The organism is Streptomyces sp. NPDC031132 (genome assembly GCF_055570595.1).
In genome coordinates, this window is record NZ_JBVIGX010000044.1 from 35,967 (window position 1) to 50,144 (window position 14,178).

General features: G+C 73.0%; 9 protein-coding genes. 6 read left to right on the forward strand and 3 right to left on the reverse strand.

Features of this window, described 5'->3' with window-relative positions; all coding sequences use genetic code 11:
- Both ACZ49B_RS35205 and ACZ49B_RS35210 read left to right on the forward strand, forming a co-directional pair.
- Window positions 1-1,295 (forward strand): SUKH-4 family immunity protein (locus tag ACZ49B_RS35205; protein ID WP_468314249.1); only part of this gene is annotated, 1,295 nt, incomplete at its 5' end.
- Between the two features lie 135 nt (window positions 1,296-1,430).
- Window positions 1,431-2,312 (forward strand): cellulose-binding protein, encoded by an 882-nt coding sequence (locus tag ACZ49B_RS35210; protein WP_468314251.1) that lies wholly within the window; start codon window positions 1,431-1,433, stop codon window positions 2,310-2,312.
- 118 nt (window positions 2,313-2,430) lie between these two features.
- Here ACZ49B_RS35210 and ACZ49B_RS35215 read toward each other — a convergent pair whose 3' ends face one another.
- On the reverse strand, window positions 2,431-2,979 hold the full coding sequence (locus ACZ49B_RS35215; protein ID WP_468314253.1) for a CGNR zinc finger domain-containing protein: 549 nt from the start codon (window positions 2,977-2,979) through the stop codon (window positions 2,431-2,433).
- An 81-nt stretch (window positions 2,980-3,060) separates the two neighbouring features.
- Between ACZ49B_RS35215 and ACZ49B_RS35220 the strand changes: the two genes are divergently transcribed.
- Complete coding sequence (locus tag ACZ49B_RS35220) at window positions 3,061-3,918, forward strand: alpha/beta fold hydrolase (protein WP_468314256.1); 858 nt, start codon at window positions 3,061-3,063, stop codon at window positions 3,916-3,918.
- Between the two features lie 15 nt (window positions 3,919-3,933).
- Here the strand turns inward: ACZ49B_RS35220 and ACZ49B_RS35225 are convergent, their stop codons facing one another.
- On the reverse strand, window positions 3,934-4,797 hold the full coding sequence (locus ACZ49B_RS35225) for a hypothetical protein (protein WP_468314259.1): 864 nt from the start codon (window positions 4,795-4,797) through the stop codon (window positions 3,934-3,936).
- A gap of 87 nt (window positions 4,798-4,884) precedes the next feature.
- Window positions 4,885-6,618 (reverse strand): MFS transporter, encoded by a 1,734-nt coding sequence (locus ACZ49B_RS35230; RefSeq protein WP_468314261.1) that lies wholly within the window; start codon window positions 6,616-6,618, stop codon window positions 4,885-4,887.
- A gap of 338 nt (window positions 6,619-6,956) precedes the next feature.
- Here ACZ49B_RS35230 and ACZ49B_RS35235 point away from each other — a divergent pair, with 338 nt between their 5' ends.
- The 3 genes from ACZ49B_RS35235 (at window position 6,957) to mfd (ending at window position 14,069) form a co-directional block, all read left to right on the forward strand.
- Window positions 6,957-7,733 carry an ABC transporter ATP-binding protein gene (locus ACZ49B_RS35235; protein WP_369778606.1) on the forward strand — a complete coding sequence of 259 codons (777 nt, stop codon included), beginning with the start codon at window positions 6,957-6,959 and terminating at the stop codon, window positions 7,731-7,733.
- A 53-nt stretch (window positions 7,734-7,786) separates the two neighbouring features.
- Entirely contained in the window at window positions 7,787-10,312 is a 2,526-nt protein-coding gene (locus ACZ49B_RS35240) for an ABC transporter permease (RefSeq protein WP_468314266.1), read from the forward strand.
- Window positions 10,313-10,538: 226 nt separating this feature from the next.
- The gene (gene mfd, locus ACZ49B_RS35245) at window positions 10,539-14,069 is read left to right on the forward strand and encodes a transcription-repair coupling factor (RefSeq protein WP_468314264.1); all 3,531 of its coding nucleotides are present in this window, start codon (window positions 10,539-10,541) and stop codon (window positions 14,067-14,069) included.
- Window positions 14,070-14,178: the final 109 nt, after the last annotated feature.

The following is a 14,178-nucleotide window of genomic DNA, read 5'->3' on the forward strand; positions in this document are numbered from 1 at the left end:
GTCCCGCCGTGACGGGTCAGCCGGCGCCCCCCGGCCCGCCCGGTCCGCCCGGTGCTCCGGGTGCGGGGCAGCCGCCGGCGCCTCCCGGTCCGCCCGGGGCTCCCGGCGGCTCGGCCCACCAGGCCGCCACCATGCTCGCGGGTCCCGGCGTACCCCAGCCGCCCGGTCCTCCCGGTGCGCCCGGTGCGCCCGGGGGCGGACTCGACCATGCCGCGACGATGCTGGCCGGTCCGGCCGTGACGGGTCAGCCCGCGCCTCCCGGCCCGCCCGGGCAGCCGCAGGCCGGTCCCGCGGCGCAGCCCCCGGCGCCCTCCGGTGTGCCCACGGTCGGCCCGGGCTACCAGGCAGTGCTCCGCTACCGCGCGCCCGACGGCTCCGAGCAGCAGCTCATCCGGCGTTCCGCGCCGGGTACGCCGCACCCGGAGTGGCAGATCCTGCACGAGCTGCGTGCGATGAACGTGCCGCCGCAGCAGGTGCTGGAACTGCACACCGAGCTGGAGTCGTGCGAGCTGCCCGGCGGTTACTGCGCGCGGATGATCCGGGAGACCTGGCCGCAGGTCCGGATCACGAGCGTGGCCCCGTACGGCAAGGACCATGCGGGCCGTCAGCAGGGCATGCGGCATCTGCTGACCCATCAGGGTGAGCTGCACCAGGTGGCGGACGGCCCGGCGCGCCCCGCGCCGGTACGGGCGCCGGTGCAGCAGGTGCCGCTCCAGCCGGCGATTCCGCTGGATGCCATCGGTGCGGAGCTGGCCGGGGCGTTCGGTCCCCAGGGTGTGTTCCGCTTCGACCAGCGGGCGGTGTCCCGCCAGGGTGTGCCGGAGATCGTGGCGCAGACGCTGGTGTGGGCGGGTCTGCCGACGGACTTCGGGCCGTTCTTCTGGGCGCAGGCGGTGCCGGGTCAGCCGGTGCCGACGCTGGCGGAGCTGGCTGCGCAGCGGCAGGTGCAGCCGGCGTCGGATGCGGGTTCGTACCTGGTCGTGGGCAGTGACTTCGGCAAGGCGCTGTGCGTGCAGTACGGGACGGCGCACATAGTGGCGGTTCCGGTGGAGGCCGGTCCGGGCGGTGCGCCGGTGCCGCCGCAGTTCGTGAATTCGAGCCTGCCGCAGTTCGCCCGTTCGCTGGCGATGCTGGGTCACATGTGGCGTCTGCGTCAGCATCTGACGCCGGAGCAGGCGGGGCGCTGGACCGTCGATTTCCAGACGAATCTGGCCGGGCTCGACAGTGCGGCGCTGGCGTCGCCGGAGAGCTGGTGGTCGGTGCTCCTGGAGCAGATGTGGGACGGATTGCTCTGATCGGATGATCAGTTGAATGGCCGGGCCGGGACCCTCGTACAGGGTCTCGGCCCGGCCATTCCGGCTTCTGGGAGCAAATGGCGCATCCTTGACAGGAATCCCCCCGAGAGAGGCGCTTCCAGGATGACTGCACCCATGTCACCTCACGGACCGGGCTTCGCGACCGTACGAGGTCGCGGCTACCGCACGGAAGAGGTCGACCGGTATCTCGCCCGGCTCTCCGGCAGCCGGGACGAGGCGTGGGAGCGGGTGGCGCGGCTGACGGTCCTGGCGAAGCGGATGGAGGCGGAGGCGGGGCGGCTGCGCGAGGCGGTGGCGGAGCTGGCACCGCAGACGTACGACGAGCTGAGCGAGCGGGCCCGGCGGATCCTGCTGCTGGTGGAGGAGGAGGCGGACGCCGTGCGCCGGGACGCGCGGGCGGACGCCGTGGACGCGACGGGCGCGGCCGAGGCGTACGCGGACCGGGTGGCGGAGCTGGCGCGGCAGGACGCGGAGGCGGTGCGCGAGCAGACGGAGGTCCGGGCGCGGCAGGGGCTGCTGCGGGCGGAGCGGGAGGCCGATGCGGTCCGGGCGGAGGCCAGGGACGATGCGGCGGAGTGGCGCTCGCAGGCGCAGGCGGCGCTGGCGGAGATGCGGCGCCGGTCGGATGCGCTGCTCGCGGACCGCGAGCAGGAGCACGTGGAGCGGTGGGACGCGGCGGAGCGGGAGCTGGCGGCCCGGGAGGCCGACCAGGAGGCGCGCCACGCGGAGCTGGAGCGGTTCGCGGAGGGCCGGCTGGCGGAGGCGCGGCGCGGATACGCGGAGGCGGAGGAGTCGGCGCGGCACGGGCAGGAGGACGCGGAGGCGCGGGCCGCGGAGCTGCTGGCGGAGGCCCGGGTCTGGGAGGAGCGGACCGGCCGGGAGACGGACCGCATCCTGCGGGAGCACGCGGAGGCGCAGGACGAGATGCGGGCGCACATGAACCACGTGCGCTCGAGCCTTGCCGCCCTGACGGGCCGGGCCCCGGCGGAGGGCTGATCGGCGGCCGCAGCCGCGAGCCACGGCCGGAGCGGGGTCGGGAGGGCTGTCGGCCCGGCGTCGGGCGTGGGCCCGCAGCCGGGCCCGCCCGGCGACCGCGGTCGACCCCGGGCTGCCGTCAGGGCTTGTGGCGGGCGTAGTAGCGGGCGACCCTGGCGCGGTTGCCGCAGGTCGAGGCCACGCACCAGCGCCGCCTCGGGTGCGCCGGCAGGAACAGCAGGACGCAGTCGGCCCCCTCGCACTCCCGTACGTCCTGCACCCGGGGGTCCGTCAGGAGCTCGGCCGCCGCGTCCGCCAGCTGCGCCGCGAGCCGCCGGGCCGGGGCGCCCGTGCGGTGCGGGGTGGCCGTCAGGCCGGTTTCCGGGGTCCAGGCGAGCGCGGGGTGGGCCGGGGCGGCCGCCGAGGCCTCGGTCAGCGCGTGCAGCGCACCGGCCGGGGGCTGCTCGCCGCGCCGCGCCGCCGCGAGTGCCGCGCCGGCCGCCTCCCGTACGGCGTGCACGGCTGCCACCTCCGCCGGGCCGACCTTCCCGACCGGCCCGAGGCGGCCTTCCTGGACGGCCAGCCAGGCCGCGAGCCCTTCCGGGCCGGCGATCAGGTCGCCCGCGCCGGCGGGCCGCGTGTTGAGCAGGTCCAGGGCGAGAGGCTCACCGGTGAGCGGAAACGTCATGCACCTAATGGTACGTGAAGCGCTTGACCCATTAGCGATCTCCGGTGAGACTAATGGAAACCAAGCCGCTGGAGGCATGTGATGCAGCTCGTCCACCACCGCACCGCCGACGTGCACGGGGTCCGCGTCGCCTACCGCGAGAGCGGCCCGGCCGACGGCCCGGTCCTGCTGCTCCTGCACGGCTTCCCCACCTCCTCGCACCAGTTCGCCCGGCTGATGGACGCGCTCGGCGACACCCCGTACCGGCTGATCGCCCCCGACTACCCCGGCTCCGGCCGGACCGAGGCCCCGGACGGGTTCACGTACACCTTCGACCGGCTCGCCGACATCGTGGAGGGCTTCACCGACGCCCTCGGGCTGGACCGTTTCGCGCTCTACGTCTTCGACTTCGGCGCCCCCGTCGGGCTGCGGCTCGCCGCGCGGCGGCCCGAACGGGTGACGGGCCTGATCGTGCAGAACGGCAACGCGTACGAGGAGGGACTCTCCGACGCCGCCCGCGCGTTCGCCGGACTGCGGCGGGAGGTCCCGGGCGACGAGGAGCGGGTGCGGGGGCTGTTCACCCCGGAGGGCACCCGCTTCCAGTACGAGACCGGCGTCGCCGACACGAGCCTGATCTCCCCGGACGGCTGGACGCTCGACGTGCACTACCTCGGGCTGCCGGGGCGCGCCGACGCGCAGGCCGACCTGGCCTTCGACTACGCGTCGAACTTCGCCCACTACCCCGCCTGGCAGGCCTGGCTGCGCGCCGCCCGGGTGCCGGTCCTGGTCGTCTGGGGTGCGGGGGACCCGTTCTTCACCCCGGCGGGGGCGAAGGCGTACCTGCGCGATGCGCCGGATGCCGAGGTGCACGTTTTCGAGGGGGCGGGGCATTTCGCACTGGAGACCCACCTCGCGGAGATCGCCCCGCTGATCGGGGCGTTCCTCGCGAAGCTCCCGTGACCCGACCCGACCCGACTAGCCCGCCGGCTGCTGTACCGGTGCCGGTGCCGGCGCCGGTGTCGCTGCCGCCGGTGCGTGGCGGTACGGGTCGCTGCGCAGGCCGCGGGAGGTGACGACCACCGTGAAGGCGGCGGGCGCGGCGGCCGGCAGCTGCGCGGACAGGGTGCCCGTCGCCGGGTCGTACTCGGTCGGCAGGGCGGTGGATTCGAGCTCCACCCGGGCTTCGGGGCCGAAGCCGCCGCCCTCCACCAGCACGGCGGAGCCCTGCACCGCCACGCCCGTGATCACCGGGTTCGCGCGCGTGGCCATCTTGTTCACCAGGTACGCCCCGGCCGGTGCGCCCGTGAGCGCCCAGATCTCGGCGGGGAGGCGGGGGAGCCCGCCGCCCACGTCGGAGAGGAAGAACAGGACGACGTACAGCATCGTGACCGCGCTCAGCGCCACGTACTGGAGGTCCACCAGGTCGGTGCGCCCGCTGTCGTTCGCGATCAGCTCGCGCAGCGGCCGCTTCCCGGAGAGCGTCGGCTTGGGGGCGGGTTTGGCCATGCTGCCGTTCTCCACGCGGATGCCGACGACCGTCTTCGCCGCGATCAGGGCCAGGTACGGGCCGCCGAGCAGCGGCAGGTACACGGTGGTCAGGGAGGACAGCGGGCCGTGCTCCCCGGCGAACCAGCCGGCGCCGCCGCCGGCCGTGAGCCCGTACGCGAGGATGGTGAGCAGCAGCCAGACCAGGATCACGGTCCAGGCCAGCGCCAGGGTGGTGGAGGTGGAGAGCCGGCCGTCGCGGCCGGTGACGAAGCCCGGATGGCGGCGCAGCCGCAGGCCGATCGGCCCGGCCACGGCGGCCAGTAAGGCCAGTGCGAAGAGTGCGGAAACCATGTCGTCCCCCCGGAACGGATCTCGGATTCAGGCTTCGAGGTGTACTCCGTTGACCGGGGTCATGACAAGCAGGAGCCGGGCGCGCCGCTAATTCTCCTGATGCTCCGCCAGGATCGGGAACCGCCGCGGAGCCACGAGGAGCAGGACCAGCAGGGCCGCCACCGCCGCGGCGGTCGCGCCGAGGAAGATGTGGTCCACGGCGGCGGCCACCGACGCGCGCAGGTAGTCGGCGGCGGCCTGCGGGAGCAGCCCGGGCCGGTCGAGGGCCTTGGAGACGTCGTCGAGGTGGTCCGGCAGTCCGGTCATCGGGGCGTCGGCCAGCCGGGCGGCGATGGTCGCGTTGGCGACGGCCCCGAGCAGGGCGGCCCCGATGCTCTGGCCGACCTGGCGGCAGAACAGCACCGAGGCCGTCGTCGTACCCCGCTCGGACCAGCCCACGGTGGACTGGACCCCGACGATCAGCGGCAGCTGGAAGAGGCCGAGGGCCGCGCCCAGCAGCAGCATGATCAGCGTGGGCTGCCAGGGCCGGGCGGGATGCGGGAGCAGCGTGAACGAGAACAGGATCACGGCGGCCAGCGAGATCCCGACGACGGCGGAGTTGCGGAAGCCGATGCGCCGGTAGACGTGCTGGCTGAAGGCGGCGGACACGGGCCAGGTCAGGGTCATCGCGGACATGACGAGCCCGGCGCTGACAGGTCCGAGGCCGAGGACCGACTGGGCGTACGTCGGGATGAAGACCAGCGGGGCGACCATGAGCAGGCCGAGTGCGCCGAGGGCCAGGTTCACGGCGGCGATGGTGCGCCGGCGCCAGACCCACCCGGGGAGAATCGGTTCCTCGGCTCGGCGTTCGATCCGGACGACCACGGCCCCCAGCACCGCGCTCGCGCCCAGCAGCGCCAGCGAGGGCGCGGACAGCCAGGGCCAGGCGACCCCGCCCTGCACCAGCGCGAAGAGCAGCAGTCCGCCGCAGGCGAAGACGCCGAGGGCGCCCGCCCAGTCGATCGGGCCGCGGCGACCGGGGGACCGTACGGGCTCGACGAGGTGGCGGGCGAGCATCCACAGGGCCAGGCCGCCCAGCGGCAGGTTGATGAGGAAGATCCAGCGCCAGTCGGCGTAGGAGGCGATGAGGCCGCCGAGCGCGGGGCCGGCCACGGCGGAGGCGGCCCAGACCGAGGACATCCTGGCCTGGATCCTCGGGCGGTCCTTGAGCGGGTACAGGTCGGCGGCCAGGGTCTGCACGGTGCCCTGGAGGGCGCCGCCGCCCAGCCCCTGGACGATGCGGAAGGCGATGAGGGCGGCCATGTTCCAGGCGAGGGCGCACAGCATCGAGCCGACGACGAACAGGGCTATGCCGAAGAGCAGGACGGGCTTGCGGCCGAAGGTGTCGGAAAGCTTCCCGTAGACGGGGAGGGTGACGGTGACGGCGAGCAGGTAGCCGGCGAAGAGCCAGGAGAAGACGGAGAACCCGCCGAGGTCGCCGACGATCTGCGGGACGGCGGTGGAGACGATGGAGCTGTCGAGGGCGGCGAGGGCCATGCTCAGCATGAGGGCGGTGACGAGCGCGGTGCGCGGCGCCCGGCTGCCGCTCCCGGGAGCCGCGGAGGCCCCGGCCCCCGCCCCGGGCCCTGCCCCCGCCCCTGGCCCGGCCCCCGCCCCGGGCCCTGCCCCCGCCCCTGCCCCCGCCCCCGGCCCGGCTTCGCCCTCGCCCGTCCTGGCGGAAACTGCACGCCCGGCGGCGGCGTCGCCGCCCTCCCCGGCGGCGTCCCCGGTGCGCTCTCCCGTGCTCTCCTCCGCGCCCACCAAGATCCTTTCACCGTGCACGTACCTGCGGGGAACACCCTCTCATCACGGGGTTTCCGGCGGTATCCCCCAGAGCTGATCCCCCAAAGGGTGGAGAACCCCTAGGGGTTGCTCCTCACAAGGGTCCAGGGGCCTTTCGTCCCGGCGGAGGAGGAGGACGGCTCCGCGAGGTCCTTAACTGGTTCATACGAGCGGGGGTGGGGTTAACCCCCCGGTGGATACGGCGATGGGCACCAGCGCGCCGGCCGCCTCCGCCCCGCAGACTTCACGACGGCACCGCACACCGGCCCGGCCGACCCGCCGGACCCGGCACACGGGCAGCAACGCAACGAACGAGGGGAAGCACCGTGACAACGGCTATGACCGAAACCAGGCACGGGGGTACTGGAGGGCATGAAGCCGTCGCGGCCCGGGCGCGCAAGGTCGTCAAGGCCTACGGCGCCGGGGAGACCCGCGTGGTCGCCCTCGACGAGGTGGACGTGGACATCAAGCGCGGCCAGTTCACGGCGATCATGGGCCCCTCCGGCTCCGGCAAGTCCACGCTGATGCACTGCCTCGCCGGTCTCGACACGGTGACCAGCGGGCAGATCCACCTGGACGACACCGAGATCACCGGTCTGAAGGACAAGAAGCTCACGCAGCTGCGCCGCGACCGGATCGGCTTCATCTTCCAGGCGTTCAACCTGCTGCCGACCCTCAACGCCCTGGAGAACATCACGCTCCCCATGGACATAGCGGGCCGCAAGCCCGACGCGGAGTGGCTGAACCGGGTCGTGGAGACCGTCGGCCTCGCGGGCCGCCTCAAGCACCGCCCGACCGAGCTCTCCGGGGGGCAGCAGCAGCGCGTGGCGGTCGCCCGCGCCCTCGCGGCCCGCCCGCAGATCATCTTCGGCGACGAGCCCACCGGAAACCTGGACTCCCGGGCCGGCGCCGAGGTCCTCGGCTTCCTGCGCCGCTCGGTGGACGAGCTCGGCCAGACCATCGTGATGGTCACGCACGACCCGGTGGCCGCCTCGTACGCGGACCGCGTGATCTTCCTGGCCGACGGCCGGATCGTGGACGAGATGTACGGGCCCACGGCCGACCAGGTCCTGGACAGGATGAAGGACTTCGACGCGCGCGGGCGGACCTCGTGAGCAACACCGTCCTGAAGACCTCGCGGCGCAATTTCGTCGCGCACAAGGGGCGGATGGCGCTCTCCGCCGTCGCCGTCCTGCTCTCCGTCGCCTTCGTCTGCGGCACGCTGGTGTTCACGGACACCATGAACACCACGTTCGACAAGCTGTTCGCCGTCACCAACTCCGACGTCACGGTCACTCCGAAGGCGGCCGAGGGCGGTGAGGACATCCCGGACCGCGGCAAGCCCGAGGTGCTGCCCGCCTCGGTCGTCGAGCAGGTCAAGAAGGCCGAAGGCGTCAAGGGCGCCGAGGGCGGCGTCGTCTCGATGTCCGTCACCGTCGTCAACGCCAAGAACGAGAACCTGGGGTCGACCACCGGTGCCCCGACCATCGCGGGCAACTGGAACGACAACGAGCTCAAGTCGATGAAGATCACCTCCGGCCAGGCCCCGCGCGGCCCGACCGAGATGATGGTCGACGCCGACACCGCCGAGAAGCACCACCTCAAGCTGGGCGACGAGCTGCGCACCATCGCCGTCACCGGCGACATCCGCGCCCGGATCAGCGGTATCGCCACCTTCACCGTGACCAACCCGGGTGCCGCGATCGTCTACTTCGACACCGCCACCGCGCAGGAGAAGCTGCTCGGCGCCCCCGGCCTCTTCACGCACGTCAACGTGACCGCCAAGGACGGCGTCAGCGACGAGCAGCTCAAGCAGAAGGTCGCGGCCGCCGTCGGCGCGGACACGTACAAGCTGCAGACCGCGAAGGAGGCCGCGGACGCCAACCGCAAGAGCGTCGGCTCCTTCCTGAACGTCATGAAGTACGTGATGCTCGGCTTCGCCGGGATCGCCTTCCTCGTCGGAATCTTCCTGATCTTCAACACGTTCTCGATGCTGGTCGCCCAGCGCACCCGCGAGATCGGCCTGATGCGCGCCATCGGCGCCGACAGCGGCCAGGTGCTCAAGTCGGTGGTCGTCGAGGCCCTCCTGCTCGGCCTCGTCGGCTCGCTCCTCGGCGTCGGCGCCGGTGTGGGCCTGGCCGTCGGCCTGATGAAGCTCATGGGCCAGATGGGCATGCACCTGTCCACCGACGACCTGACCGTCGCCTGGACCACCCCGGTCGTCGGCCTGGTGCTCGGCATCATCGTCACCGTCGTCTCGGCGTTCATCCCGGCCCGCCGGGCCGGCAAGGTCTCCCCGATGGCCGCCCTGCGCGACGCCGGCACCCCCGGCGACAAGAAGGCCGGCCGCGTCCGTGCGGCCCTGGGCCTGGCCTTGACCGGCATCGGCGGCGCGGGCCTGTTCCTCGCCGCGGCCGCCGACCAGGCCGTGCCCGGCTCGCTCTGGCTGGCCATGGGCGTCCTGTTCACCCTCATCGGCTTCATCGTGATCGGCCCGCTGCTCGCCGGCGGCGTGGTCCGGCTGCTCTCCGGCGTGGTCCTGCGGCCCTTCGGGTCCGTCGGCCGGCTCGCCGAGCGCAACGCGCTGCGCAACCCGCGCCGCACCGGCGCCACCGCCGCCGCGCTGATGATCGGACTGGCGCTGGTCGCCTGCCTGTCGGTGGTCGGCTCCTCGATGGTGGCCTCCGCCACCGACGAGCTCGACAAGTCGGTCGGCGCGGACTACATCGTCCAGTCCCAGGCGCAGCAGCCGGTCGTCCCGCAGGCCGAGCAGGCGCTGCGCGCGGCCAAGGACCTCGACCACGTCACCGCGTACCGGCTGGTGAAGGCGAAGATCACCGCACCTGACGGCTCCGCCAAGGACGCCGAGCTGAGCGTCAACGACCCCACCTACGTCCAGGACGTCCGGCGCAAGATGGTCGCCGGCGAGCACGCGGCGGCGTACGGCAACGGCGCGATGTCGGTCGGCTCGATCTACGCGGACGAGCACCACGTCAAGGTCGGCGACGAGATGACGGTCGCCTTCGCCGAGGGCAAGAGCGCCCGGCTGAAGGTCGCCGCGATCACCTCGGACGAGGGCAACATCGACAAGGGCTCGATGTACGTCAGCACCGCGACCGCGCAGCAGTACCTCCCGGCGGACAGAATGCCCCTGCCCTTCATGCTGCTGGCCAAGGCCGCCGACGGCAAGGCCGACTCCGCGTACGCGGCGGTCAAGGCGGCGCTCGCCGAGTACCCGCAGTACCAGGTGCGCAACCAGACCGACTACAAGAAGGACCTCCAGGACCAGGTCGGCCAGCTGCTGAACATGGTCTACGGGCTCCTCGCCCTCGCGATCATCGTGGCGGTCCTGGGTGTCGTGAACACCCTCGCCCTCTCGGTGGTCGAGCGGACCCGCGAGATCGGCCTGATGCGCGCCATCGGCCTCTCCCGCCGCCAGCTGCGCCGCATGATCCGCCTGGAGTCGGTGGTCATCGCCCTCTTCGGCGCCCTCCTGGGCCTCGGCCTGGGCATGGGCTGGGGAGCCACCGCGCAGCAGCTGCTCGCCCTCCAGGGCCTGAAGGTGCTGGAGATCCCCTGGCCGACGATCATCGGCGTCTTCGCCGGGTCGGCCTTCGTGGGCCTGTTCGCCGCGCTGGTCCCGGCCTTCCGGGCAGGGCGGATGAACGTACTGAACGCGATCGCGAGCGAGTAGCTGCGCGGTCGTACGGGGGACCGCCGGCCCCGGTCAGCCCTCACGGGCCGGCCGGGGCCGACGGCCGTTCGAGGCCGGTCCGGCAGACGGGACGGCCGGTCGCTCCCCGCAGTGGTCGCAATCCCTCGCGCGGGTGAGGGGGCGGCGTCGTAGGGTGGGAAGCCCCGGCCCGTGAGACGTGTCGGGCCCTTCGCGTTGCCCCTTCACCGGACGGAAGCCTCCTTTCATGAGCCTGCACGGACTGCTCGACGCCGTCACCCGGGACCCGGCCCTCGCCGAGGCGGTCACCGCGGCCGGCGACGGCAACCGCATGCACGTGGACCTCGTCGGACCGTCGGCCGCACGGCCCTTCGCCATCGCCGCGCTGGCCGCCAGGACCGAGCGGACCGTGCTCGCGGTCACCGCCACCGGGCGGGAGGCCGAGGACCTGGCCGCCGCGCTGCGCTCGTTCCTGCCGCCCGACGAGGTGGCCGAGTACCCGTCCTGGGAGACCCTTCCGCACGAGCGGCTCTCGCCGCGCAGCGACACCGTGGGCCGGCGGCTCGCCGTACTGCGCCGCCTCGTGCACCCGAGCAAGGACGACCCGGCCGCAGGGCCCGTCTCCGTCGTCGTCGCACCGATCCGCTCCGTGCTCCAGCCGCAGGTCAAGGGGCTCGGCGAGCTGGTCCCGGTGAGCCTGCGGCACGGCGAGAGCGTCGATCTGGGGCAGGTCACCGAGGCGCTGGCCGCGGCCGCGTACGCCCGCGTCGAGCTCGTCGAGAAGCGCGGCGAGTTCGCCGTGCGCGGCGGCATCCTCGACGTGTTCCCGCCCACCGAGGAGCACCCGCTGCGCGTGGAGTTCTGGGGCGACGAGGTCGAGGAGATCCGCTACTTCAAGGTCGCCGACCAGCGGTCCCTGGAGGTCGCCGAGCACGGCCTGTGGGCCCCGCCCTGCCGGGAGCTGCTGCTGACCGACGAGGTGCGGGAGCGGGCCGCGGCCCTCGCCGAGGAGCACCCCGAGCTCGGCGAACTGCTGAACAAGATCGCCGAGGGGATCGCGGTCGAGGGCATGGAGTCCCTCGCCCCGGTCCTCGTCGACGACATGGAACTGCTGATCGACGTCCTGCCGGCCGGGTCCATGGCCGTGGTGTGCGACCCCGAGCGGGTGCGTACCCGGGCCGCGGACCTGGTGGCGACCTCGCAGGAGTTCCTGATGGCCTCCTGGGCGGCCACCGCCGGCGGTGGCGAGGCCCCGATCGACGTCGGCGCGGCCTCGCTGCGCGGGATCGCGGACGTACGGGAGCACGCGCGCGAGCTGGGCATGATGTGGTGGTCGGTGTCCCCCTTCGCCGCCGACGAGGCGGTCGGCGGGGACACCCTGAAGCTCGGCATGCACGCCCCCGAGGCCTACCGCGGCGACACCGCCCGGGCGCTCGCCGACACCAAGGGCTGGATCGCCGACGGCTGGCACACCGTCTACCTCACCGAGGGCCACGGCCCGGCCGCCCGCACCGTCGAGGTGCTCGGCGGCGAGGGCATCGCGGCCCGCCTCGAGGCCGATCTGCGCACCCTGGAACCGTCGATCGTCCACGTCGCGTGCGGCTCCCTCGACAACGGGTTCGTCGACCCCGCGCTCAAGATCGCCGTCCTCACCGAGACGGACCTGACCGGCCAGCGCACCGCCACCAAGGACCTGGGCCGGATGCCGACCCGGCGCCGCAAGTCCATCGACCCCCTCACCCTGGAGGTCGGCGACTACATCGTCCACGAGCAGCACGGCGTCGGCCGCTACATCGAGATGGTCCAGCGCACCGTCCAGGGCGCCACCCGCGAGTACCTCCTCGTCGAGTACGCCCCCGCCAAGCGCGGCCAGCCCGGCGACCGCCTCTACATCCCCACCGACCAGCTCGAGCAGGTCACCAAGTACGTCGGCGGCGAGGCCCCGACCCTGCACCGGCTCGGCGGCGCCGACTGGACCAAGACCAAGGCGCGCGCGAAGAAGGCCGTCAAGGAGATCGCCGCCGACCTCATCAGGCTCTACAGCGCCCGCATGGCGGCCCCCGGGCACACCTTCGGCCCCGACACCCCCTGGCAGCGCGAGCTGGAGGACGCCTTCCCGTACGCGGAGACGCCCGACCAGCTCACGACCATCGCCGAGGTCAAGGAGGACATGGAGAAGTCCGTCCCCATGGACCGCCTGATCTGCGGCGACGTCGGCTACGGCAAGACCGAGATCGCGGTCCGCGCGGCCTTCAAGGCGGTCCAGGACGGCAAGCAGGTCGCCGTCCTCGTCCCCACCACCCTGCTCGTGCAGCAGCACTTCGGGACCTTCTCCGAGCGCTACAGCCAGTTCCCGGTCAACGTGAAGGCGCTGTCCCGCTTCCAGTCGGACACCGAGTCCAAGGCCACCCTGGAGGGCCTGAAGGAAGGCTCGGTCGACATCGTCATCGGCACGCACCGGCTCTTCTCGCAGGAGACCAAGTTCAAGGACCTGGGCCTGGTCATCGTCGACGAGGAGCAGCGCTTCGGCGTCGAGCACAAGGAGCAGCTCAAGAAGCTCCGCGCCAACGTCGACGTGCTGACGATGTCCGCGACCCCGATCCCGCGCACCCTGGAGATGGCGGTGACCGGCATCCGCGAGATGTCGACCATCACCACCCCGCCGGAGGAGCGCCACCCGGTGCTGACCTTCGTCGGCCCGTACGAGGAGAAGCAGATCGGCGCGGCCATCCGGCGCGAACTGCTGCGCGAGGGCCAGTGCTTCTACATCCACAACCGCGTCGAGTCCATCGACCGGGCGGCCGCGAAGCTGCGCGAGATCGTGCCCGAGGCGCGGATCGCGACCGCCCACGGCCAGATGTCCGAACAGGCCCTGGAACAGGTCGTCGTGGACTTCTGGGAGAAGAAGTTCGACGTCCTCGTCTCCACGACGATCGTCGAGTCCGGCATCGACATCTCCAACGCCAACACCCTCATCGTGGAGCGCGGCGACAACTTCGGCCTCTCCCAGCTGCACCAGCTGCGCGGCCGCGTGGGCCGAGGTCGCGAGCGCGGGTACGCGTACTTCCTCTACCCGCCGGAGAAGCCGCTGACCGAGACCGCGCACGAGCGGCTCGCGACGATCGCCCAGCACACCGAGATGGGCGCCGGCATGTACGTGGCGATGAAGGACCTGGAGATCCGCGGCGCGGGCAACCTGCTCGGCGGCGAGCAGTCCGGGCACATCGCGGGCGTCGGCTTCGACCTCTACATCCGCATGGTCGGCGAGGCCGTGGCCGACTACCGGGCCGCCGTGGAAGGCGGGGTGGAGGAGGAGCCGCCGCTCGAGGTCAAGATCGAACTGCCGGTCGACGCGCACGTCCCGCACGACTACGCGCCCGGCGAGCGGCTGCGCCTCCAGGCGTACCGGTCCATCGCGTCGGCGAACTCCGAGGCGGACATCAAGGCCGTGCGCGAGGAGCTCCACGACCGCTACGGCAAGCTGCCGGAGCCGGTGGAGAACCTGCTCCTGGTGGCGGGGCTGCGGATGCTGGCGCGGGCCTGCGGGGTCGGCGACATCACCCTCCAGGGCGTCAACATCCGCTTCGGACCCGTGGAGTTGCGCGAATCGCAGGAGTTGCGCCTCAAGCGGCTCTATCCGGGCGCCGTACTCAAGCCGGCCACCTCGCAGGTGCTGATCCCGCGGCCGAAGACCGCCCGGGTGGGCGGGAAGCCGCTGGTCGGGCGGGAACTGCTGGCCTGGACCGGGGAGTTCCTCACCACGATCCTGGGGTCGTAGGCGTTCCGTACGACGCGGCGGGGGGGGGGGGGGGGGGGGGGGGGGGGGGGGGGGGGGGGGGGGGGGGGGGGGGGGGGGGGGGGGGGGGGGGGGGGGGGGGGGGGGGGGG

Excerpts from the sequence above, each read along its gene's own strand:
- ACZ49B_RS35210 (WP_468314251.1), top strand. The coding sequence starts at position 1,431 with ATGTCACCTCACGGACCGGGCTTCGCGACCGTACGAGGTCGCGGCTAC.
- ACZ49B_RS35215 (WP_468314253.1), bottom strand. The coding sequence starts at position 2,979 with ATGACGTTTCCGCTCACCGGTGAGCCTCTCGCCCTGGACCTGCTCAAC.
- ACZ49B_RS35220 (WP_468314256.1), top strand. The coding sequence starts at position 3,061 with ATGCAGCTCGTCCACCACCGCACCGCCGACGTGCACGGGGTCCGCGTC.
- ACZ49B_RS35225 (WP_468314259.1), bottom strand. The coding sequence starts at position 4,797 with ATGGTTTCCGCACTCTTCGCACTGGCCTTACTGGCCGCCGTGGCCGGG.
- ACZ49B_RS35235 (WP_369778606.1), top strand. The coding sequence starts at position 6,957 with ATGACCGAAACCAGGCACGGGGGTACTGGAGGGCATGAAGCCGTCGCG.
- ACZ49B_RS35240 (WP_468314266.1), top strand. The coding sequence starts at position 7,787 with ATGGCGCTCTCCGCCGTCGCCGTCCTGCTCTCCGTCGCCTTCGTCTGC.
- mfd (WP_468314264.1), top strand. The coding sequence starts at position 10,539 with ATGAGCCTGCACGGACTGCTCGACGCCGTCACCCGGGACCCGGCCCTC.